Source organism: Rhodococcus sp. Q (assembly GCF_005503035.1).
Classification (GTDB): domain Bacteria; phylum Actinomycetota; class Actinomycetes; order Mycobacteriales; family Mycobacteriaceae; genus Rhodococcus_G.
Genome location: NZ_SCOY01000010.1, coordinates 121242 through 142156 on the forward strand (window position 1 = coordinate 121242; position 20915 = coordinate 142156).

A 20915-nucleotide genomic window follows, 5' to 3' on the forward strand; every position below is an offset into this window, starting at 1 on the left:
CCTGTCACACGTCGGTGCCGGCCGTCGGGAGGTGGGCGGCCTTCGGCACGGGCATCCGCGCGACCGCGTCGGAGGAGAGACTGCCGAGGTACAGCCAGCCGTTCGCCTCGCGGACACCCGTGACCGGCGCGTAGCTGTCACGGTCGCCACGCAGGTCGTGCACGACCGTCCCGTCCCCGTCGAACCCGAGCACCCGGCCGCGCAGGATGGGTTGCGGCGCTAGCCGGTCCGGGAGGTTGGCGGCGACGATCCGCAGGGCGGGGTACGGGGCCAAGCGGTCCAGCACGGACAGCCGTGGGCTGTACAGCGCCACCCAGAAGATGCCGCCATCGGTCTGGGAGGCGATGTTGTCGGGGAAGCCGGGCAGGTTGTCCACCCACGTCGTCGCGGTACCGGCGGTGGGGCCGCGCAGGTCGACGCGGCGGATCGCGTAACCGGCGGTCTCCGCTACGAGCACGTACGACTCGTCGGCGGCAAGGCCGACCCCGTTCCCGAACTGCAGCCCGGTGAGCAGGACGTCGGTGTCACCGGTGGCAGGATCGAATCGGATCAGGCGACCGGTGCCCGAGTGTTCGATCGCGTCGAGTCGGTGCTCTGCGAGGCGGAAGCGGGCAGACGAGTCGGTGAAATAGACGACTCCGGCAGAGTCGACGGCGGCGTTGTTGCAGAGGAGCAGTGGCGATCCCGCCGCGGTGTCGGTCAGAACGTCGACACGACCGCTGTCGTCGACACGGAGCAGCCCGCGATCGGCATCACACATGAGGTAGCGGCCGTCGGCGAGAACCTCGATGCCGAGCGGCCGGCCTCCGGTGTCGGCGATCCGGGTGACGCTGCCCGGGCCGTCGAACCGCCAGATCGCACCGTCGTCGGTACCGGAGACGACCCGGCCTTCACTGTCGACGGCGACGTCCTCCGGTCCCGTCGATCCAGGGAGTGGCCACCTTTCGACAGTGTCGAAATCGGCTGCGGGACCTGATGTCTCCCGGGGCGCGGGCGGCGGTTTCCACGCGACCGGCTCCACGCCGGTGCGGTCGAGGCGGGTGAGGGCGCGACGGAGCGGTCCCATGACGGCAACGGTAGCCCCTGGTGGACTGCGCCCGCGACTACTTGGCCGCGAAATCCGGCTGCGCGTACTCAGCGACACGGGTGTCGCGTCCGTGGATCACGACCTCGCGGAACTGGTGGATCAGCGCGGCCGTCGGTGCGAACATGGCGCCGCCGCGGAACGGCCAGCGAAGATACGGCGGCGCGTCGTCGGGCATACCGGGAACCGGTTGGATCAGCGGATCGACGTCGACCTCACCCATGGTCACCTCGAACACCACCGCCACTTCACCCGCGTTCGGAACGATGGGGGCGTTCGGGCGGCCGATCCACACCACGACCGGGGTGATCACGTAGCCGGATCGCGTGACGTAGTCGTCGAGCAGTCCGAGCACGGAATCCGCTCCCGCGACGACGCCGACTTCCTCCTCCAGCTCCCGCACCGCCGCCATCTCGGGCGTCTCCCCGGGGTCGATGCTGCCGCCGGGGAGCGCGAACTGGCCGGCGTGTGCCCGCATGCGGGGTTGCCGTCGCGTCAGCAGCAGCCGGGATCCCGCGTCGTCGGTGATGACGGCGAGCGCGACTGCGGCACGGCGGGTTCCGGTGTCGGGGACCGCGATCCGGTCGAACGCCGAAACCCTGGCGGCGCACTCATCACGGGTCAGGCTCGGACCGGGATCGCTCGGCGGCGCCGAGGTCGGATCCTCGTCCCTCGTGGTCGGCTGGTGGGGTTCCATTCCCCGACGGTAGCCGCTCAGGCGAGGGCGTCGACGTAGGCGCCCTGCCAGACACTGTCGAACGGGGTGCGGGCACCGATGCGTCCGGCGATTCCGGCGGTGACGAACTCCTTCGCGAACTCCACCGCGGACTCGATTTCCGCACCCTTGGCCAGTTCCGCCGTCACCGCGGCGGCGAGCGTGCAGCCCGCGCCGGAGACGCGTTCCTGCCCGACCTTGGGTGCACGCAGGATCGTCACCTCGCTGCCGTCGAACAGGACGTCGACGGCATCGTCGCCGGGGAGTTCGACACCACCCTTGGCGATCACGTGCGCGGGTCCGAGGTCGTGGATGCGGCGCGCGGCTTCGACGAGGTCGTCGACGGAGCCGATCGACTCCATGCCCGCGAGGGTGCGTGCCTCGAACAGGTTCGGGGTCACCACGGTGGCCAGCGGAAGAATCTGCTCGCGCAGGGCGGTGTCGGTGTCGAGTGCGGCTCCGGGTTCCTGCCCCTTGCAGATGAGCACCGGATCGAGCACGACGTGCCGCCACGACTGGCGACGCAGTCCGTCTGCAACGACCTCGATGGTGTCGGGGGTACCGAGCATGCCGATCTTGACGACGTCGAGGTCGTGCGCGGCGGTCGCCGCCTCGATCTGGTCGGCGATGACGTCGGGCGCGATCGGGACGAAGCGGTGCCCCCAGCCGGCCTTCGGGTCGAAGGAGACGATGCAGGTGACGGTGCCGACGCCGTAGACGCCGAGCTCCTGGAAAGTCTTGAGGTCGACCTGCAGGCCGGCGCCACCGGTCGCTTCCGATCCGGCGATGACATAGGCGAGGTCGACCACGAGGAGCTCCTTCGAGAACATGTTCAGCGCGCCCCTCCACCGGGACGGCGCCCGTTGACGAGAATAGTCGTCCGACACGGTCGCCGACCGAGGACCTGCTCGCGGCCCCGATCCCCCGTCGCACCGTCCAGGCACGACTCACGAACACTGTGTGCAGGCAAGGACATTCGTGCGAATCGGATCGCACTGCGCTCCACCGAACCGGCTCTGCGCAGCGCAGCCCCGTACACGAAGAAACCCCGGTGAGAATTTCTTCTCACCGGGGTTTCTGCGTCGGGCTGACAGGATTTGAACCTGCGACCACCTGACCCCCAGTCAGGTGCGCTACCAAGCTGCGCCACAGCCCGCCGCGCTCTTTCGGGCGCTCGCAAAGATTACATCAGTGGCACTCGGAAGAGCGAATCGGCAGGTCACGCACCTTGTCCGGGGTCAGCGGGTCCGGGCGGTCAGCGCTTCTTGCGGTCCCGCTTCTCGCGTACACGCACCGAGACGCGGACCGGACTGCCGTCGAAACCGAACTCCTCGCGAAGTCGGCGCTCGAGGAACCGGCGGTAGCCCGCCTCGAGGAATCCCGAGGTGAACAACACGAACGTCGGCGGCCGCGTGCTCGCTTGTGTCGCGAACATGATCCGCGGCAACCGGCCTCCACGCATCGGCGGCGGGGTCGCCGCGACGACCTCCTTGAGCCAGTTGTTGAGGCGACCCGTCGGCACCCGCTTGTCCCACGACTCCAGTGCCGTCTCCAGCGCGGGGACCAGCTTCTGCACGGCGCGACCGGTGTGGGCCGAGATGTTGACGCGCTGCGCCCACGGCACCCGCACCAGTTCCCGGTCGATCTCCTTCTCCAACATCAACCGGCGGTCCTCGTCGACGAGATCCCACTTGTTGAACGCCAGCACCAGCGCACGACCGGTCTCGGCGACCATCGACAGCACCCGCAGGTCCTGCTCCGTGATCGGCTGCGACGCGTCGATCAGCAGGATCGCGACCTCGGCGGCCTCGATCGCCGACTTGGTGCGCAGCGACGCGTAGAACTCGTGCCCACTGGCGTGACTGACCTTGCGGCGCAGTCCCGCGGTGTCGACGAACCGCCACACCTTGCCACCGAGCTCGACGAGCGAGTCGACGGGGTCGACGGTGGTGCCCGCGACGTCGTGCACCACGGAACGCTCGTCGCCGGACAGCTTGTTGATCAGGCTGGACTTGCCGACGTTCGGCTTGCCGACCAGCGCGACACGGCGCGGTCCCTGGCCACCGGTGCCCTCACGCGGCGTCTCCGGCAGCACGGCGAGCACCTCGTCGAGGAGGTCACCGGTACCGCGGCCGTGGATGGCGCTGACCGCGTACGGCTGACCGAGCCCGAGGGACCACAGGGCCGCCGCTTCGGCCTCGGTGCGCTCGTCGTCAACCTTGTTGGCCACCAACAGGACCGGGGTCTTCGAGCGGCGCAGCACCTTGGCCACCGCCTCGTCGGTGGCGGTGGCGCCGACGACGCCGTCCACCACCAGGATGATCGCGTCCGCGGTCCGCATCGCCAGTTCGGCCTGCCGGGCCACCGACTGCTGCAGTCCCTTCGCGTCGGGCTCCCAGCCACCGGTGTCCTGCACCATGAATCGACGTCCGGCCCAGTTCGCCTCGTACGACACGCGGTCGCGGGTGACGCCGGGGATGTCCTCGACGACAGCCTCACGGCGGCCGATGATGCGGTTCACCAGCGTCGACTTGCCCACGTTGGGGCGGCCGACGATCGCGAGGGTTGGGACGGCGATGTGCTCCTCGCCCTCGTCTCCGGACTCGAGATCGGCGATCTCCCAGTCGGATTCCTCGCTCCAGATGCCGTCACCGGCATAGGCGTCGCCGCCGAATTCGAACTCGTCGCTCACTGCACCACTCCAGTTCTGTCCCGAACCACCATCAGCAGCCGGGCGATCACGTCGTCGATTCCGATTTCGCTGGTGTCCACGAGCACCGAGTCGTCGGCGGGTCGCAGCGGCGAGACCGCACGGGTCGAGTCGAGGTGGTCGCGGCGCTGCACGTCGGCGAGCACGGCCTTGTAGTCGTCGCCGCGGCCTTCCGCGACGTTCTGCGCGTTGCGGCGCTGGGCGCGGGCCTCGGCCGACGCCGTGAGGTAGATCTTCACATCCGCGTTCGGCAGGACGACGGTCCCGATGTCGCGTCCCTCCACGACGATTCGCGGATGCTGCGCGATGAACTCACGCTGCTTGTCGACGAGAAGCTCACGTACTCGTGGAACCGCGGACACCGCGGACACGGCCGCGGTGACGGCCCCGCCGCGGATCTCGTCGGTGACGTCCTCACCGGCGAGCAGAACGCGGTCCGAAGACGGATCGGTTCCGACCGACAGGACGAGCGCCTCGGTCGCGGCCGACACCGCATCGGCGTCGTCGACGTCGACCCCGGAGCGCAGCACGTTCAGCGTCGCGATCCGGTACATGGCGCCGGTGTCGAGGTAGCGAGCGGCGAGCGCGTCGGCGAGTCGACGGGACACGCTCGACTTTCCGGTGCCGGAGGGCCCGTCCATCGCCACGACGAGTGGCGTGGTCACGTCCTCGCTCACAGACCGACCGCCTGGTACAGGCTGCCGACCTCGCCGCGGCCCAGCACCCGCAGGGTTCCGGGGCGCCCGTCACCGAGCGCGACGGCACCGATGTCGGTGCGGACCAGCCGCACGACCGGGTGCCCGGCGGCGTCGAGGAGGCGGCGGACGATGTGCTTGCGACCCTCGTGCAAGACGAGCTTCACCAGCGACTGCTTGCCGTTGACGTCGAGCAACGTGAAGGCGTCGACCTTCGCGGGACCGTCCTCGAGCTCGATGCCAGCCTTGAGCTTCTTGCCCAGGCTGCGGTCGACGACGCCGTTGACCGTTGCGAGGTACGTCTTCGGCACCTCGAAGGACGGGTGCATCAGCCGGTGCGCGAGATCGCCGTCGTTGGTCAGCAGGATCAGTCCCTCGGTGTCGGCGTCGAGGCGGCCGACATGGAACAGGCGCTGTCCGGCGGACACCCGCTCGGACACGATGTCGCCGATGCACGGCCGACCGAGGTCGTCGGACATCGTCGACTGCCAACCGCGCGGCTTGTTCAGCGCGATGTGCACGAGGTCCTTCTTCACGACGACCCGAACGCCGTCCACGCGGACCACGGCGTTCTCGGGATCGACCCGCAGGCCCTGCTCGACCACGATGTGGCCGTCGACCTCGACGCGCCCCTGGTCGATGAGGTCCTCGGCCGCGCGGCGCGACGCGACGCCTGCCTGCGCGAGCACCTTCTGCAGGCGCACACCCTCACCTGCGGCGAGCTGCTTCGGAGCGGCCCCGTCGGTGTACTGGTGGCGAGCCGGCTTCGCGTTGCTGATCTTCGGGGTGCCCTGCACCTGCTGGCGCTGCGGCTTCGACTGCTTCGGCTTGCCACGCTTGTTGGTGGCGCCAGCGGCGGCGCCTGCCGCGGCCGCCTGACCGCGGTGAGGCTTCTTCGGAGCACCCGCGCCGGTTCGCGGCGCGCCTCCGGTGCCGCTGCGCGACGCGCCCGTGCCGCTGCGCGGAGCGTCCTTCTTGCCTGTCGTGCTGCGGGCGGGCTTTCCCCTGCCCCTGTCCGGTGTGCCATCACGGCGAGCGGATCTGTTCACTTTTCTTTCCTGTTCACTTCTCAGCGTTCGAGTGAACGGAACCGTTCACTCGATCAATTGTCCTCGTCGACACTGGTGTCGACGACGGGTTTTGTGTCCGGCTGCACGCGTCGCAGTCGTGCGAAACGCGGGTCGGACTCCACGTCCTCGCTGATGTCGTCGATCACGTCGACATCGGGCAGCAACGGTGCCACCGGCGGCAGATCCGCCAGTGAGGACAACCCGAGCCGTTCGAGGAACAGCTCGGTCGTCGCGTACGTGGTCGCGTTGGTGTCGGGATCGGTCCCTGCCTCCGCGATCAGACCCCGGGCGAAGAGGGTGCGCATGACGCCGTCGACGTTCACTCCGCGCACCGCGCTCACCCGTGCACGGGTCAACGGTTGACGGTACGCAACTACAGCCAATGTTTCCAACGCTGCACGTGTGAGCTTCGACCGAGCGCCGTCGAGCAGAAGCCGCTCCACGTACGGTGCGTACTCGTTCCGGGTGTAGAACCGCCACCCCTCGGCGGCACGCCGGAGGTCGATTCCACTGCGCCGCGCCGACAATGCGCCCGACATGCGTCGCAGCGTCTTCTCGACCCGGGCCCGGGGTTCGCCGACCGCGGACGCGAGCGCCTCCGTCGCGGCGGGCGCATCTATGACGAGAAGCACAGCTTCGAGGGCCGACTCGAGTTCGTCGTCGTCCATCGCTTCGTCGAACGAGACGGTGTCCCCGACCGTGTCGGTCAGATCGTCACCGACCGTGTCGGTCAGATCGTCACCGACCGTGTCGGTCAGATCGTCACCGACCGTGTCGGTGAGGTCGTCACCGACCGTCTCCGTGTTGCCGATCTCAGCCTCGCTCATCCGTAGTCCTCCGAACTCACCAGCATCCGCCCGTCGTCTCCGCCCTCGCCCGTCCAGCTGACGAGCAGGTCACCGAGTGGTTCGAGTTGCTCGAACGCCACGGCCCGCTGGCGGTACAGCTCCAGCAGCGCGAGGAACCGGGCGACGATCTGGACGGTCTCCTCGCATCCCGCCACGAGATCACCGAAACCCGCCCAGGCGCCCTCGCCGCGCTGCCGCAGCAGGTCGAGGATGATGGCGGCCTGTTCCGGCACCGACACGGGGGATGCGTGCAGGTGGCCGAGACCCACCGTCGGCACCGGACGGGGTGCGAGCGCAGCGGCCGCGATGTCGGCGAATGCCGCGGCGTCGACACCGAGCAGCACCTCGGGCAGCAACCCGACGTACCGCTCCTCCAGCGCGACGGCCCTCGGGTAGCGGCGCAGGGCCGCGGATTCGAGTTCCGCGAACAGCTGCGCGACCTGTTTGAACGCCCGGTACTGCAACAACCGGGCGAACAGCAGGTCCCGCGCCTCCAGCAACGCCAGGTCCTCGGCGTCCTCGACTTCGCCTGCAGGCAGCAACTTCGCGGCCTTGAGGTCGAGAAGTGTTGCGGCCACGACGAGGAATTCGGTGATCTGGTCGAGGACATTGCCCGCGCCCTTGGTCCGGGTGTCCAGGTCGGCACTCAGTGCGCGGGTGTAGGCGATGAAGTCGTCGGTGACCTGATGCAACGCCACCTCGGTGACGTCGAGGCGCCGCTGACTGATCAGGGTCAGCAGGAGGTCGAACGGTCCCTCGAAGTTGCGCAGTCGAACCCTGAAGCCGCCGCTCTCCTCCGTGCCTTCGGTGAGCTCGGAGTCCACTACCGGCCGGACCGCGCGATCACTTCGCGGGCGAGCGCCCGATATGCTTGCGCTCCACCGGATTTCGGCGCCCATGTGGTGATCGGCTCGCCTGCGACGCTGGTCTCCGGGAATCGGACCGTCCGGCTGATCACCGTGTCGTACACGAGGTCACCGAACACCTCGACGACCCGCGTCATCACCTCACGCGCATGGAGGGTCCTGGCATCGAACATGGTGACCACGATGCCAGACATCTGCAGACGCGGGTTCAGCCGGTCGCGGACCTTCTCGACGGTGTCGTTGAGGAGGGCCAGGCCACGGAGACTGAAGTACTCGCATTCCATCGGGATGATCACGCCCTCAGCGCAGGCCAGAGCATTGACGGTCAGCAGACCGAGCGACGGCTGGCAGTCGATGAGGATGTAGTCGTAGCGGTCGAGCACCGGATACAACGCCCGGCCGAGCGACTGTTCGCGCCCGACCTCGGTGACGAGTTGGATCTCGGCAGCGGACAGGTCGATGTTGCTCGGCAGCAGGTCGAGGTTCTCGACGCGGGTGCGCATCAACACGTCGTCGATCGACACCTTGCGCTCGACGAGCAGGTTGTGGACGGTGAGGTCGAGGTCGTTGTGGGCGACTCCGAGGCCTGCGGACAGCGCACCCTGCGGGTCGAGGTCGACGAGCAGGACCCGACGACCCTGCTCGGCGAGCGAGGCCCCCAAGTTGATCGTCGAGGTCGTCTTTCCGACGCCGCCCTTCTGGTTGCACATCGCGATCACCTTGGCGGGACCGTGTGAGGTGACCGGCTGCGGGTCGGGGATCACGCGGAGCGGACGACCGGTGGGTCCGAGTTCCGTTTCTCCGTCGGCATCGGTGAAACCGGTGGGTGCCGTGTCGTCGGCGTCGATTTCGGGGGTCGCGGTCTCGACGTCGCCGTGTGGTGCCGGCGCAGCGGGACCGCTCGGGATCCGCTGCTGATCGGCGATGCCGTCCGGCGATGTCGCCGAGGGCGGCTGAGGTGTCATCACGGTTTCGATGGCCCCTTCCTCGCTCGTGCATGCTCGCACCACGACGCTACCGCCTGGCACCCGGAAGCCGCCGCGGACACGCGCGGGCGAGCTAGCGGGCGCGGGGATGAGCGCCTGCCCACACCTCTCGGAGCGAGCCGATCGTGACGAGGGTGTAGATCTGCGTGGTGGTCACCGACGCGTGCCCCAGCAGTTCCTGGACGACGCGGACGTCGGCGCCGCCGTCGAGCAGGTGCGTCGCGAACGAATGCCGCAGGGTGTGCGGGGAGACGCCATCCGCGAGCCCGACCCGGTCAGCTGCGGATCGGAGCACCTGCCAGGCGCTCTGCCGCGTCAGCCGACCACCGCGGGAGTTCAGGAACACCGCGGGCCCGCCTCGAGACACTAGCGCGGGCCTGCCTCGGACCAGATACGCCTCGAGTGCGGCGAGCGCCGGCCTGCCGATCGGGACGATGCGGTCCTTGCCGCCCTTGCCGCGCAGCAGCACCGCACGGTCGACGGCGTCGATGTCGTCGAGATCGAGCCCGACGGCCTCGGAGATACGGGCCCCCGTCGAGTACAGGAGTTCGAGCAGCGCCCGGTCCCGCAGTGCACGCGGCTGATCGCCCGAGTCCTCTCCCCCGGTGGATTCGAGCAACGCCAGCACCTGGTCCAGCGGTAGCGACTTCGGCAACCGGCGGCTCGGCGACGGCGGTTTGACGCCGTGGGCGACGTCCGCCCGGGCGAAGCCTTCCGCGGTCGCGAACTTGTGCAGTCCGCGCACCGCGATCAGTGCCCGCGCGGCAGACGAGGGAGCGAGCGGCCGCACCCCGTTCGGGGTGTCGCCCCGCCTCAGCACCACCACGAAGTCGGTGATGTGCCGTTGCGCGACCCGATCGAGGTCGTCGATCCCGCGGCTCGTCAGGTACTCGCTGTACCGCTCCAGGTCGCGGCGATAGGACAGCAGTGTGTTCGCCGCCACGCCGCGTTCCACGGCGAGGTGGTCGAGGTAGCTCGACACCTGCTGTGCGAGCACTTCAGGAGCCGTGGCCGCGGCGGTCGAAGGCGGTGGGCCGATCCGGCCACGCGGAGTCGACGGGCCTGCCCGCGGTTCCACCACAGGCACGAAGCGCCGCCAGCGCGAGGATTCCCGACAACGCGGTGGCGTTGACGATCTCCCCGGCCAGCGCCTGAGCGACGGCGTCGCCGACCGCCACGCGCGTGATCGAGAGGTCGGCCTCCTCGTGTTCCGGGTCCGGGCGGTCCACCTCCGTCAGACCGGTCGCCAGGTAGACGCGGATCGCTTCGTCGGTGAATCCGGGCGACACCGCGACGTCGACGAGCACGGACCAGTGGTCCGCGGCGAGGCCGGTCTCCTCGGCCAGCTCCCGCCGGGCCGCGTCCACCGGGTCTTCCCCGGTGGCGTCGAGCAGCCCGGCGGGCAGTTCCCGGATCCGGCGTCCGAGCGGATGCCGGTACTGGTCGATCAGTACCAGGCGATCCTGCTCGTCGACGGCGACGACGGCGACCGCGCCGTGGTGCTCGACCACTTCACGGTTGGCGGCGACGCCGCCCGGCATCGCGACGCGGTCGACCCGCAACGCGACGATCGCGCCCTCGTACACCGTCCGACTGTCGAGCGTGTCGAAGTCGTGCTGTCCGGGAATCATCGTCAGGTCAGCCTGCGGTGACGTCCGAGGCGGCCTCGTCTGCCTGCTCCTCGACATCGGGGTGCACGTCCACCTCGAGGCGCTCGGCGGCCTTGTACTTCACCGCCGCACCGACGAATGCCGCGAACAGCGGGTGCGGGCGGGTGGGCCGGCTCTTGAGCTCCGGATGTGCCTGCGTCGCAACGAAGAACGGGTGCTTGTCGGCAGGCAGTTCGACGAACTCGACGAGGTGCCCGTCCGGCGAGGTGCCGCTGAACTTCAAGCCCGACTTGGCGATCCGGTCCCGGTACGAGTTGTTGACCTCGTAGCGGTGCCGGTGCCGCTCGGACACGTTCTCGCTGCCGTACGCGCGGGCGACGACCGAGCCCTTCTCGAGGACGGCCGGGTAGGCACCCAGGCGCATGGTTCCACCGAGATCGGCTTCACCCGCGACGATGTCCTCCTGGTCGGCCATCGTGGAGATGACGGGGTGCTTGGTGTCCGGTTCGAATTCGGCCGAGTTCGCATCGGCCAGGCCGACCGAGCGCGCCGCCTCGATGACGACGGCCTGCAGCCCGAGGCACAGGCCGAGCAGCGGGATCCCGCGGGTACGGGCGAACCGGATGGCCCCGAGCTTGCCCTCGATGCCGCGGATGCCGAAGCCGCCGGGGATCAGGACGGCGTCGACCTCGCCGAGCGCCTCCTGGGCGCCTGCCTCGGTCTCGCACACGTCGGAGGGAACCCAGTCGATCTCGACCTTCGCGCGGTGCGCGAAGCCACCGGCGCGCAGCGCCTCGGTGACCGACAGGTAGGCGTCGGGCAGGTCGACGTACTTGCCGACCAGCGCCACCCGCACACTCTCGCGCGGGTTGTGGACGCGTTCGAGCAGGTCGCCCCACACCGACCAGTCCACGTCGCGGAACGGCAGGCCGAGCTGACGCACCACGTAGGCGTCGAGTCCCTCGCTGTGCAGCACCTTCGGGATGTCGTAGATGGAGCGGGCGTCGGGAGTGGAGATGCAGGCGTCGACGTCGACGTCGCACATGAGGGCGATCTTGCGCTTGAGTCCCTCGGGGACGTCGCGGTCACAGCGCAGGATCAGCGCGTCCGGCTGGATACCGATGTTGCGCAGCGCCGCCACCGAATGCTGCGTCGGCTTGGTCTTGAGCTCACCGGACGGGCCGAGGTACGGCACGAGGGAGACGTGCAGGAAGAAGACGTTGTCGCGTCCGACATCGTGCCGAACCTGCCGGGCCGCTTCGAGGAAGGGCTGCGATTCGATGTCGCCGACGGTGCCACCGATCTCGGTGATCACGACGTCGGGCACCTGCCCCTGAGCGTCGGGGCCGGCCATCGCGAGGATCCGGGACTTGATCTCGTCGGTGATGTGCGGGATGACCTGCACGGTGTCGCCCAGGTATTCGCCGCGACGTTCCTTCGCGATGACCGACGAGTACACCTGACCCGTGGTCACATTGGCGAACGCGTTGAGGTCGCGGTCGAGGAACCGCTCGTAGTGCCCCACGTCCAGATCGGTCTCGGCGCCGTCCTCGGTGACGAACACCTCACCGTGCTGGAACGGGTTCATGGTGCCCGGATCGACGTTGAGGTACGGGTCGAGCTTCTGCATCGTCACCCGGAGGCCACGGGCAGTGAGCAGCTGTCCGAGGCTCGATGCCGTCAGACCCTTGCCGAGAGAGGAGGCCACGCCCCCACTGACGAAGATGTGCTTGGTGGCGGTACGCGAATGACTGCGTGAGAGTGGCAAGAAGGGCTCCCGTGACGACTTGCAGGACTTGACCAATGGTATAGCTGGGGCCTGCCGACCCACGGGTCTTCACGGTAACACCTCCGCAAGCCGGCGGGTGCACGGCACGCCCGTTCGGACCGCCTCGCCCGTGTGATGTCAGCCGATCGGCACTCCCACAGTGACCGCCGTCGCATTCGGTCCGGTACCGAAACGACCCGACCCGCCACCGAGCTGGTCCTGCAGTGCGAGGACCGTCGTGATGCGACCGGATTCCCTGTCGACGTCGTCCACCGTGGACACCCCGGACGACAGGGCGGTGTCGGACCGCACGACCGCGACGGGTCCGTTGCCCTGCGCGGACGCCGGCCTGCCCGCCAGTACGGTCCCGGCACCGCGCCCGTCGAGGGCTCCTGCGAACCTGGCGACGATGGCACCTCGGTTCCCGCTGTCGGACCCACCATCGCCCGTCAGGACCACCGCGAGCTGCGCGGGCGCGACCGTGCCGTTGTCGTAGGCGACGAACCCGCCGGCCCGCAACGCGTCCAGCGCCAGCGACAGTTCTTCCGGCGTGCTCTGCGGCTGCGCGGTCTGAGCGTTCAGAAGCAGCACCGATCCGAGCAGGTCACCCGCGAGGCTGCCCTGGTCGACGGCACCGGTCCGCAACTGGATGCCCGCGGGGACGACGTTGGTGACGGTGGTCCGCAGCTGGTCTCCACTCGCCGCGTCGACGAATGCGTCGGTGAGCGCGACCCGCCCGGTCACCGTTCCACCGGACGCGCCGACCAGCCTGGTGACCGCGTCGAGGTCGGCCGGATCCGCATCCGGGGTGGTGATGACCACGACCGACCGCTGGGCCAGAGCGTCCCGCACGACACGATCCGCGACCGCGGCGTCGAAACCGTCGGCTGCGGCGAGTTGCTCACCGAGCCGGTTGTTCTCGTCGCCGAGGTCGTTGATCCGGTTCTGCATGTCGGCCTTGTCGTCGCGCAGTCCGGACATCAGCGAGTCGGACAGCGTTCCCGACCCGAGGACGACGCCGATGGCGAGAGCAAGGAAGATCGCCGCGATCGAGATCGCGTGTTGACGCATAGAGATCACTTGAAGAATCCCTGAACCCAGATCGCAAAGCTGTTCCACGTCTGGACTGCCCAGTCCACGACCTCACCGCCGATGTTCGAGACGACCAGCGCCACGATCACGGCGGTCAACGCCGCCAACACGAGGAGCGCGATCGCGGCCCCGGAGACACGACTCCGGTACAGCGTCGCAACAGCTTTCGCGTCCACCAGCTTCGGTCCGACCTTCAGCCGCGTCATGAATGCCGCCGGATTGTCCTCACGCCGCCCCCGGTCGAAGAACTCGTCGAGCGAGACCGTGCTGCCGACGGTGACGATCAGCGAGGCCCCGTGGTGGTCGGCGAGCAGCAGCGCAAGATCCGCAGGCGCGCAGGCAGCGGGGAAGGTCATCGCACCGATCCCCAGGTCCTGGATGCGTTCGAGGCCGGGCGCATGCCCGTCCGGGTCTGCGGGGAGTACAACCTCGGCACCGGACTTGAGGGTCGCCGCGGTGACCTCCTCCGGGTCGCCGACGATCAGGTCCGGGCGGTAGCCCGCCGCGGACAGCGCGTCTGCGCCCGCCCCGACGCCGATCAGGATCGGCGAGTACTCCTTGATGAAGGGCTTCAGATTCTTCAGATCAGCAACGTGATCCGGTCCGTCCGCGACCACCACGACATGGCGATCCGTCATGTCGACGTCCACGTCCGGCACGCCGACGCCGTCGATCAGCAGGGGGCTCTCGGTGCGGATGAACTCGATCGTGTTGCCCGAGAACGCCTCGAGGTGATCGACCAGACCGGTCTTCGCCTCGATCATCAGGTCCGAGATCTCCGCCTCGGACTGCTCGACCCCGGCGGCCAGGCGGCGCTCACCCGCGTGGATCCCACCCTCGTGGAGTCGGATCTTCGAGCCGTCCTTCACCTTCTTGAACACCTCCTCGCCGACCGAGTCGACGAGGACGATCCCGTTGGCGACCAGCACCTCGGGTCCCAGGTTCGGGTACCTGCCGGAGATCGACGGGGACGCGTTGACGACGGCGGTCACCCCGGCGACGACGAGCGCATCGGCGGTGACCCGATCCAGGTCCAGCTCGTCGAGGACGACGATGTCGCCGGGGCCGACGCGGCGAAGCAGCTTCGCCGTGTTGCGATCAACCCTGGCGATGCCGGCAACGCCCGGCAGCGACTCGGTGTTTCGTGACAACAGAGCGGGCATCTTCATGTCCTCGATGATGACGCGCACACCGGCCCGCGCCGGGGAGGCGCGCCGAACCTCTTACCTCACCAGTCACTCGAACACCACGAACGACACGGCGTCGCGAGCTCCGAACCGGTCACTCGGGGGGATTCGTCCCGCCCGGTCAGGACGCCCGCTCGGCTCCCGCAGTCGCGAGCAGCTCCTCGGCGTGGGCGCGGCCCGTCTCCGTGTCTCCCAGACCGGCGAGCATCCGCGCCAGCTCCGCGACCCGCTCGTCGTCGCTCAGGGTCCGAACCCCCGAGTCGGCCCCACGCTTGCCGTCCACCTTGTCGACGACGAGATGGGTGTCGGCGAAGGCCGCCACCTGGGGCAGGTGGGTCACGACGATGACCTGATGGGTGCGCGACAGACGCGCGAGCCTGCGACCGATCTCGACCGCCGCGCGGCCTCCGACCCCGGCGTCGACCTCGTCGAACACCATCGTTGCGCCGGACTGCGCGCCTGCCAGCACCACTTCCAGGGCCAGCATCACGCGTGAGAGCTCACCACCGGACGCGCTCTTGCCCAGCATCAGCGCCGGGGCACCGTCGTGAGCGGCGAGCCGGAACTCCACCTCGTCGACACCGGCGGATCCGGCATGGACCGCCTGCCCGTCGACTTCGAGCGGCGCCGAGTCCTGCGCGGTCGCGACCATCGGCCGGACCACGACCTCCAACTTGGCCTTTCCCATCGCGAGACCTGCGAGTTCCGCGGTCACGGCCTTGCCCAGCTTGCCCGCCGATTTCGCGCGAGCCCGGCTCAGCGCACGGGCGGCTTCGGCGAGCGCGGTCGCCGCCGAGTCGACACGCGCGGCGAGTGACGCGAGCGCATCGGCCGAGACGTCGATCCGGCCGAGTCGGTCCCGGGCCTGCGCGGCCCACTCGAGCACACCGTCGACGTCGGCCGCGTACTTGCGGGTGAGGGTCTTCAGCTCCGCCTGCCTGCTCAGCAGCACGTCGAGCGCGCCCGGATCCGCCGGCAGGCCCTCGAGATAGCCGGTCAGATCCGAGGCGACGTCTGTGAGGATGGTGATCGCTTCACCCAAGCGCGGCGCGAGCACGGTCAGCGCCTGGTCGTCGGACGACTCGACGCGCGAACGCGCTTCTCCCAGAAGGTCGAGCGCACCGGACGCGGCCGGCCCGACCTCGTCGGTGAGATCCCCCGCTCCGGACAGTGCGGCCTGCGCACCCGCCGCGGCGGACCGCAGGGAGTCGAGGGCGCCGAGCCGTTTCACCTCGGCGACGATCGCAGCGTCCTCACCGGGTTGGGGGGCAACCCCGTCGATCTCGTTCAGTGCGAACTCGAGCCGATCCGCTTCCTGCGCCAGCTCGCGACTGCTCCGGGTCCGTTCGTCCAGTTCCGTGCGCGCCTGCAGCCACTGCGAACGCACTCCGCGGTACTTGTCGAGCAGCGAGCCGAGTGCCGCGCCACCGAACTCGTCGAGAGCCTGCCGCTGCTGGTCGGGTCGCTGCAGACGGAGCTGGTCGTTCTGACCGTGCACGGTGAGCAGCGGTGTCGTCAGCTCCGCGAGGACACCGGCCGGAACGCCGCGGCCACCAAGATGAGCCCGGGACCGACCGTCCGCTCCCACCGTGCGCACGGCGATCACCGTGCCGTCCTCGTCCCGCTCGGCACCCGTCGACTCCAGCATTCGGTCGATGTCGGCGGCCACCTGCGGTCCGACGTTCGCCGTCGAGAACCGCCCCTCGACGACGGCGCGTTCGGCGCCGACACGCACGCGCCCGGCGTCGGCCCGGGCGCCACCGAGCAGGTGGAGGCTGGTCACCACCATCGTCTTGCCCGCGCCGGTCTCACCGGTCAGGACGGTGAACCCCTCGTGGAACTGGGCCGAGGCCGACGCGATCGCGCCGAGTGAATCGATGCGGAGTTCAGTGAGCACGCCTACCGTCCCCTTCCCCACGGCCGCGCAGACCGCGCCAGCCCTTCACGGGCAGTTCGAACTTTCGCACCATCCGGTCGGCGAAGGGCGCCGAGTCCAGGCGAATCCACTTGACGGGGTTCGCACCCCGAACGATCTCGACGCGGCCGCCCGCAGGTAGTGCCAGGGTGCGGCTCCCGTCGCAGAACACCAGCCCGTCGTGCCCACCGGCGAACGTCTCCACCGCGATCGTCGACTCGGGACTCGTGACCAGAGGCCGGGCGAACAGGGCATGTGCGTTGCTCGGAATCACCAGCAGCGCTTCGAGTTCCGGCCACACGATCGGCCCGCCCGCCGAGAACGCGTACGCGGTCGACCCCGTCGGCGTCGCGACGAGCACCCCGTCACACCCGAACGACGACACGGGCCTGCCGTCCACCTCGAGGACCACCTCGAGCACCCCGAGCCGGGACACGTTCTCGATGCTCGCCTCGTTCAGCGCCCACCCGCGGTCGACGATCACGTCGTCCACCCGGATCGCGATGTCGATGGTCATCCGTCGCTCGACGCGATACTCCTGACGGATCAGATGAGCGAGCGCTTCCTCCAGATGCTCGGCCTCCGTCTCCGCGAGGAATCCGATCCGGCCGAGGTTGATCCCGAGGACGGGAATGTCCGCTGCGCGAGCCAGTTCGGCGCCGCGCAGGAACGTCCCGTCGCCCCCGAGGACCAACACCAGTTCACAGCCCGTCGCGGCGTCGGGTCGCGGCTCGACCACCGTGACCTGCACGTCGTCCGGCGACGCGGGGTCGACCGACTGGTCGACCTCGGTGGCGAGCACGCGCAGTCCGATACCGGCACCGGCGAACACGCGCGCGATCCGTCGCGTCGTGTCGCTGATCTCGGTTCGCCCCGAGTGGGAGACGACGAGGATCTCGCGATGAGCTCCGGTCACTGCGGTCCCTCCTCGACCGCGCGGCGAACGAGGTCCTCGACATCCGGCGCACCGGGGTCCGCCTGCTTGCGCAGCCACAGGAAGTACTCGACGTTCCCGGACGGTCCGGGGAGGGGGCTCGCCACCACACCGAGGGTGCGCAGGCCGAGTTCGTCCGCTGCCCGGGACACCTCGAGCACAGCATCCGCGCGGAGGGCCGAATCGCGCACCACGCCACCGGATCCGACACGATCCTTGCCCACCTCGAACTGCGGCTTCACCATCGGTACCAGATCCGCACCGTCGGCGGCACAGGCGACGAACGCCGGCAGCACCAGCTTCAGCGAGATGAACGAGAGGTCCGCGACGACCACGGCGACCTGACCACCGATCTGATCCGGTTCGAGCGACCGCACGTTGGTTCGGTCGACGACCGTGACCCGGTCGTCGGACTGCAGCCGCCACACGAGTTGTCCGTAACCGACGTCGACGGCGACCACCTCGGTCGCACCCCGGCTGAGCAGCACGTCCGTGAAGCCACCCGTGGACGCACCCGCATCCAGGCACCGCTTACCGGACACCGACAACCCCTGGGGCTCGAACGCGTCGAGCGCACCGAGAAGTTTGTGTGCGCCTCGCGACGCCCAGGACACCTCGTCGGTCTCCTCGGTCACCAGCAGAGGCGTACCTGCCTCCACCCCGGTCGCAGGCTTGACCGCAACGGACCCGTTGATCAGCACCCGGCCGTCCGCGATCAGCTGAGCAGCATGTTCCCTGGAGCGAGCCAGACCTCGCCGAACGAGTTCGGCGTCGACTCGTGCACGCCTGGCCACCTCAGATCTTGTCCACGGTCGCGAGCGCCTGCACCAGAACCTCGTGGGCACGCTCGAGGACGTGTGCCTGATGTGTGATCGACCGGTGGTCGTCCTGCGGATCGACGGCGGTCAGTCCCACGAGCAGTTCGTCGACCTCGGCGTGGATCTGCTGCGGGTCGACAGTCTGGGGCGGACCCGGCAGGTGCTGCCCGGGTTTCGGTGTCGGCGTACTCATCGCCGTCAACGCTATCCGATCGACCCGGGACCGCGCAGTCGGCCGCGTGAGTGCCGTGTCAGCGAACGCCCTCCGTACCGCCGAGCTGTTCGGCGACGGCAGCAGCCACCTGTCCTCGTCCCTGCACCGCGGTGACACCCGGCGACTCCCACGCAGCAGCGAGCGCGGCGCGGAGTACGACCATCTCGTCGACGCCGTCGCCGGCTGCGATCGTCAGTGTTGTCCCGTCGACGTCGACGCTCACCTCCGGGTGCGCCGTGATGCGGAGCATCTCGGGCCGCTCGTCGAGCGCCGCGAGCGTCCGCGACAGGTAGGTCGGCCGCTCCGCCGGAGGAGCAATGAGGAGATCGACCGGCGTACTCACCCCGGTCAACACCAGCAGCGAGTCGAGTCCGGTCGCGTTCGCACCCGCGATATCCGTGTCGATGCGGTCACCGACGACCAGCGGACGCGCCGCGGCGCTGCGGCGTACCGCGTCGTCCATCAGCGGACGCGCAGGCTTGCCCGCGACATCGGGCTCACGGCTCGTTGCCGTCCTGAGCGCCGCGACCATGGACCCGTTGCCGAGGCACAGACCACGCTCGGTCGGAAGTGTCGTGTCAATGTTCGACGCCACCCAGTAGGCGCCGGCGCGGATGGCGAGGGTCGCCTCCGCGAGAATCCGCCACCCGGTCTCGGGTGAATGCCCCTGAACCACGGCGACCGGGCCGTCGTCGAAACTACGCACCGGCCGCAGGCCCACCAGGGCGACCTCGTCGGCCAGCGCGTCGGTCCCGACGACGAGCACCGGGGACCCCGGAGGAACCTGTTGCGCCACCAGCCGCGCCGCGGACTGCGAACTCGTAACGACCTCGAATTCCGTTGCGGGGAAACCGAGTTCGCTCAAGTGTCCGGCGACGTCGGCGGGGCTGCGGCTGGCATTGTTCGTGACGTAGAACAGACGAGGCCCCCCGTCGACGACGAGCGCATCCCTGGCCCCGGGAATCGCGTGCGCACCCGCGTAGACGGTGCCGTCCAGGTCGAGGAGCAGAACGTCGTACTCGTCCCGCAGTCGCGTACCTGCCGACGACACCCCTGCGGTCACTGGTCGCCGGAGAGTTCGGCCACCCGCTCCTCGGCGTCGGTGTCGCCGTCGTGGTCCGCGGCGGCCGCGTTGAGGAACCACTTCAACCCGTCCTGCACGCGACCGGCCGCGACGAGCGCGTCGGCGTAGGCGTAGAACAGGCGCGCGGCCGTCGGACCGGACTTCGACGCGTCCAGTTCGGGAGTCTGCAACGTGACGACGGCCTGATCGAACTGTCCCAGATCCATCCGCGCACCGGCGACGACGATGCGGAGCTCGGTCGCTTCGTCACCCGACAGGGCCCGAGCTTCCTCGCTCCGGCCGAGTTCGATCGCGCGCTCGGGACGTCCGAGGCCTCGTTCACAGTCCGCCATGACGGCGAGAAGTCCAGGCCCGCCTGCCATTCGGCGGGCAGCTCGGAGTTCGGACAGCGCTTCCGCCCATTCACCCGCGTGGTAGGCGACGATGCCTGCGGTCTCTCGGACCACGGCGACACGACCTGCACGGTTGCGCGCGGCCCGTGCATGAGCGAGTGCCAGTGCCGGATCATCCTCGAGGAGCTTGCTTGCCATCACCAGGTGTCGCGCGACGGCATTCGCGTTCGACTTGTCGAGGCTGAGCAGGTCGCGACGAACCGTCTGGTCGAGCTCGCCGGCCTGGACCTCTTCCGGCAGGTTGGGCTCGTCGGGACGGGCCGCTCGACGCTCGGGGAACGCTCCGCCGTCGCGCGGGCGCGGCGCGAAAGCACCCTCGCCGCCACGACGCTGCGGGCCGCCGCCGCGGCGATCCGGTCCACGACCGTCACTGCCCTGCCGACGATCGCCGCCGCGGTAGTCGCCGCGCGACGAGCCGCTGTCACGGCGGTCGCCACCACCGGAGCGACGGTCGCCGCTCGGGCGGTCGCCGCCGGATCGTCGGTCGTCGGATCCCCTGTAGCCGCCGCGCTGTTCACCTCGCGGGCCGCCGTCCCGACGGTCGCCACTCGAGGAACGTCGGTCGTCACGGTCACGGTATCCACCACCGGAACGCGGTCCGTCGTTGCGAGGGCCATCGTGCCGGCGGCCGGACTCACGCCCTGCCCCGGTGCCGTTTCCGCCGCGCGGTGCGTCACCGCGACGCCGTTCCGGATCGTCGCCTCCGTCGGCTCGACGATCTCCGTTGCTGTCAGCCACAACGTCTCCTTCGAAGACAACCCAGGCAATGTCAATGAAAACACGAAAGGGGACCCAATAGTATGGGTCCCCTTTCGGATGTTATGTACGGCGGTGTCCTACTCTCCCACACCCTGTCGAGTGCAGTACCATCGGCGCTGGAGGGCTTAGCTTCCGGGTTCGGAATGGGACCGGGCGTTTCCCCTCCGC

20 protein-coding genes, 1 tRNA gene and 1 rRNA gene are annotated in these 20915 nt (G+C 69.3%); all 22 read right to left on the reverse strand.

Features of this window, described 5'->3' with window-relative positions; translation table 11 throughout:
- Nucleotides 1-4: 4 nt before the first annotated feature.
- Nucleotides 5-1066, reverse strand: a complete 1062-nt coding sequence (locus FFS72_RS13005) for an SMP-30/gluconolactonase/LRE family protein (RefSeq protein WP_137874320.1) — start codon at nucleotides 1064-1066, stop codon at nucleotides 5-7.
- A 37-nt stretch (nucleotides 1067-1103) separates the two neighbouring features.
- The gene (locus FFS72_RS13010; protein ID WP_137874321.1) at nucleotides 1104-1781 is read right to left on the reverse strand and encodes an NUDIX hydrolase; all 678 of its coding nucleotides are present in this window, start codon (nucleotides 1779-1781) and stop codon (nucleotides 1104-1106) included.
- Between the two features lie 17 nt (nucleotides 1782-1798).
- Nucleotides 1799-2608, reverse strand: coding sequence for a bifunctional hydroxymethylpyrimidine kinase/phosphomethylpyrimidine kinase (gene thiD, locus FFS72_RS13015; RefSeq protein WP_137874348.1), 810 nt, complete (start codon nucleotides 2606-2608; stop codon nucleotides 1799-1801).
- Between the two features lie 273 nt (nucleotides 2609-2881).
- Nucleotides 2882-2955, reverse strand: a tRNA-Pro gene (locus tag FFS72_RS13020).
- Between the two features lie 99 nt (nucleotides 2956-3054).
- On the reverse strand, nucleotides 3055-4491 hold the full coding sequence (gene der / locus FFS72_RS13025) for a ribosome biogenesis GTPase Der (RefSeq protein ID WP_137874322.1): 1437 nt from the start codon (nucleotides 4489-4491) through the stop codon (nucleotides 3055-3057).
- Nucleotides 4488-5150: a (d)CMP kinase gene (gene cmk / locus FFS72_RS13030; RefSeq protein WP_137874349.1), complete on the reverse strand. Its 663-nt coding sequence runs from the start codon at nucleotides 5148-5150 to the stop codon at nucleotides 4488-4490. The genes der and cmk overlap by 4 nt, the downstream gene beginning before the upstream one ends.
- Before the next feature lie 32 nt (nucleotides 5151-5182).
- Nucleotides 5183-6253 (reverse strand): pseudouridine synthase, encoded by a 1071-nt coding sequence (locus FFS72_RS13035; RefSeq protein WP_137874323.1) that lies wholly within the window; start codon nucleotides 6251-6253, stop codon nucleotides 5183-5185.
- A gap of 53 nt (nucleotides 6254-6306) precedes the next feature.
- On the reverse strand, nucleotides 6307-6942 hold the full coding sequence (gene scpB, locus FFS72_RS13040; protein ID WP_050064605.1) for an SMC-Scp complex subunit ScpB: 636 nt from the start codon (nucleotides 6940-6942) through the stop codon (nucleotides 6307-6309).
- A gap of 155 nt (nucleotides 6943-7097) precedes the next feature.
- Nucleotides 7098-8021, reverse strand: coding sequence for a segregation/condensation protein A (locus tag FFS72_RS13045; RefSeq protein ID WP_137874324.1), 924 nt, complete (start codon nucleotides 8019-8021; stop codon nucleotides 7098-7100).
- Nucleotides 7946-8953: a ParA family protein gene (locus FFS72_RS13050; RefSeq protein ID WP_137874325.1), complete on the reverse strand. Its 1008-nt coding sequence runs from the start codon at nucleotides 8951-8953 to the stop codon at nucleotides 7946-7948. The genes FFS72_RS13045 and FFS72_RS13050 overlap by 76 nt, the downstream gene beginning before the upstream one ends.
- Nucleotides 8954-9047: 94 nt before the next feature.
- Nucleotides 9048-9971 carry a site-specific tyrosine recombinase XerD gene (xerD, locus tag FFS72_RS13055; protein ID WP_050064487.1) on the reverse strand — a complete coding sequence of 308 codons (924 nt, stop codon included), beginning with the start codon at nucleotides 9969-9971 and terminating at the stop codon, nucleotides 9048-9050.
- 1 nt (nucleotide 9972) lies between these two features.
- Nucleotides 9973-10605 (reverse strand): NUDIX domain-containing protein, encoded by a 633-nt coding sequence (locus FFS72_RS13060; RefSeq protein ID WP_137874326.1) that lies wholly within the window; start codon nucleotides 10603-10605, stop codon nucleotides 9973-9975.
- Between the two features lie 7 nt (nucleotides 10606-10612).
- Nucleotides 10613-12352 carry a CTP synthase gene (pyrG, locus tag FFS72_RS13065; protein WP_050064489.1) on the reverse strand — a complete coding sequence of 580 codons (1740 nt, stop codon included), beginning with the start codon at nucleotides 12350-12352 and terminating at the stop codon, nucleotides 10613-10615.
- Between the two features lie 138 nt (nucleotides 12353-12490).
- Nucleotides 12491-13432, reverse strand: a complete 942-nt coding sequence (locus tag FFS72_RS13070) for a copper transporter (RefSeq protein WP_137874327.1) — start codon at nucleotides 13430-13432, stop codon at nucleotides 12491-12493.
- A complete protein-coding gene (gene steA, locus FFS72_RS13075) occupies nucleotides 13429-14613 on the reverse strand; it encodes a putative cytokinetic ring protein SteA (RefSeq protein WP_137874328.1) in 1185 nt (394 codons plus the stop codon). The genes FFS72_RS13070 and steA overlap by 4 nt, the downstream gene beginning before the upstream one ends.
- Nucleotides 14614-14752: 139 nt before the next feature.
- Nucleotides 14753-16528: a DNA repair protein RecN gene (recN, locus tag FFS72_RS13080; RefSeq protein WP_137874329.1), complete on the reverse strand. Its 1776-nt coding sequence runs from the start codon at nucleotides 16526-16528 to the stop codon at nucleotides 14753-14755.
- On the reverse strand, nucleotides 16518-17462 hold the full coding sequence (locus tag FFS72_RS13085) for an NAD kinase (protein ID WP_137874330.1): 945 nt from the start codon (nucleotides 17460-17462) through the stop codon (nucleotides 16518-16520). Before FFS72_RS13085 ends, recN begins: the two co-directional genes overlap by 11 nt.
- A complete protein-coding gene (locus FFS72_RS13090) occupies nucleotides 17459-18274 on the reverse strand; it encodes a TlyA family RNA methyltransferase (RefSeq protein ID WP_137874331.1) in 816 nt (271 codons plus the stop codon). Before FFS72_RS13090 ends, FFS72_RS13085 begins: the two co-directional genes overlap by 4 nt.
- Before the next feature lies 1 nt (nucleotide 18275).
- Complete coding sequence (locus FFS72_RS13095) at nucleotides 18276-18491, reverse strand: hypothetical protein (RefSeq protein ID WP_137874332.1); 216 nt, start codon at nucleotides 18489-18491, stop codon at nucleotides 18276-18278.
- A gap of 58 nt (nucleotides 18492-18549) precedes the next feature.
- Entirely contained in the window at nucleotides 18550-19575 is a 1026-nt protein-coding gene (locus FFS72_RS13100; protein WP_249353278.1) for an HAD-IIA family hydrolase, read from the reverse strand.
- Complete coding sequence (locus tag FFS72_RS13105; RefSeq protein WP_137874333.1) at nucleotides 19572-20726, reverse strand: tetratricopeptide repeat protein; 1155 nt, start codon at nucleotides 20724-20726, stop codon at nucleotides 19572-19574. The genes FFS72_RS13100 and FFS72_RS13105 overlap by 4 nt, the downstream gene beginning before the upstream one ends.
- Nucleotides 20727-20811: 85 nt before the next feature.
- Nucleotides 20812-20915, reverse strand: a 5S ribosomal RNA gene (gene rrf, locus FFS72_RS13110); the annotation flags it as partial.

Bases quoted from the DNA above. Each gene is read 5' to 3' on its own strand.
- FFS72_RS13010 (WP_137874321.1), bottom strand. From the start codon at position 1,781: ATGGAACCCCACCAGCCGACCACGAGGGACGAGGATCCGACCTCGGCG.
- cmk (WP_137874349.1), bottom strand. From the start codon at position 5,150: ATGGACGGGCCCTCCGGCACCGGAAAGTCGAGCGTGTCCCGTCGACTC.
- FFS72_RS13050 (WP_137874325.1), bottom strand. From the start codon at position 8,953: ATGACACCTCAGCCGCCCTCGGCGACATCGCCGGACGGCATCGCCGAT.
- FFS72_RS13060 (WP_137874326.1), bottom strand. From the start codon at position 10,605: ATGATTCCCGGACAGCACGACTTCGACACGCTCGACAGTCGGACGGTG.
- steA (WP_137874328.1), bottom strand. From the start codon at position 14,613: ATGAAGATGCCCGCTCTGTTGTCACGAAACACCGAGTCGCTGCCGGGC.
- FFS72_RS13095 (WP_137874332.1), bottom strand. From the start codon at position 18,491: ATGAGTACGCCGACACCGAAACCCGGGCAGCACCTGCCGGGTCCGCCC.
- scpB (WP_050064605.1), bottom strand. From the start codon at position 6,942: ATGGACGACGACGAACTCGAGTCGGCCCTCGAAGCTGTGCTTCTCGTC.
- FFS72_RS13005 (WP_137874320.1), bottom strand. From the start codon at position 1,066: ATGGGACCGCTCCGTCGCGCCCTCACCCGCCTCGACCGCACCGGCGTG.
- FFS72_RS13045 (WP_137874324.1), bottom strand. From the start codon at position 8,021: ATGGGCGCCGAAATCCGGTGGAGCGCAAGCATATCGGGCGCTCGCCCG.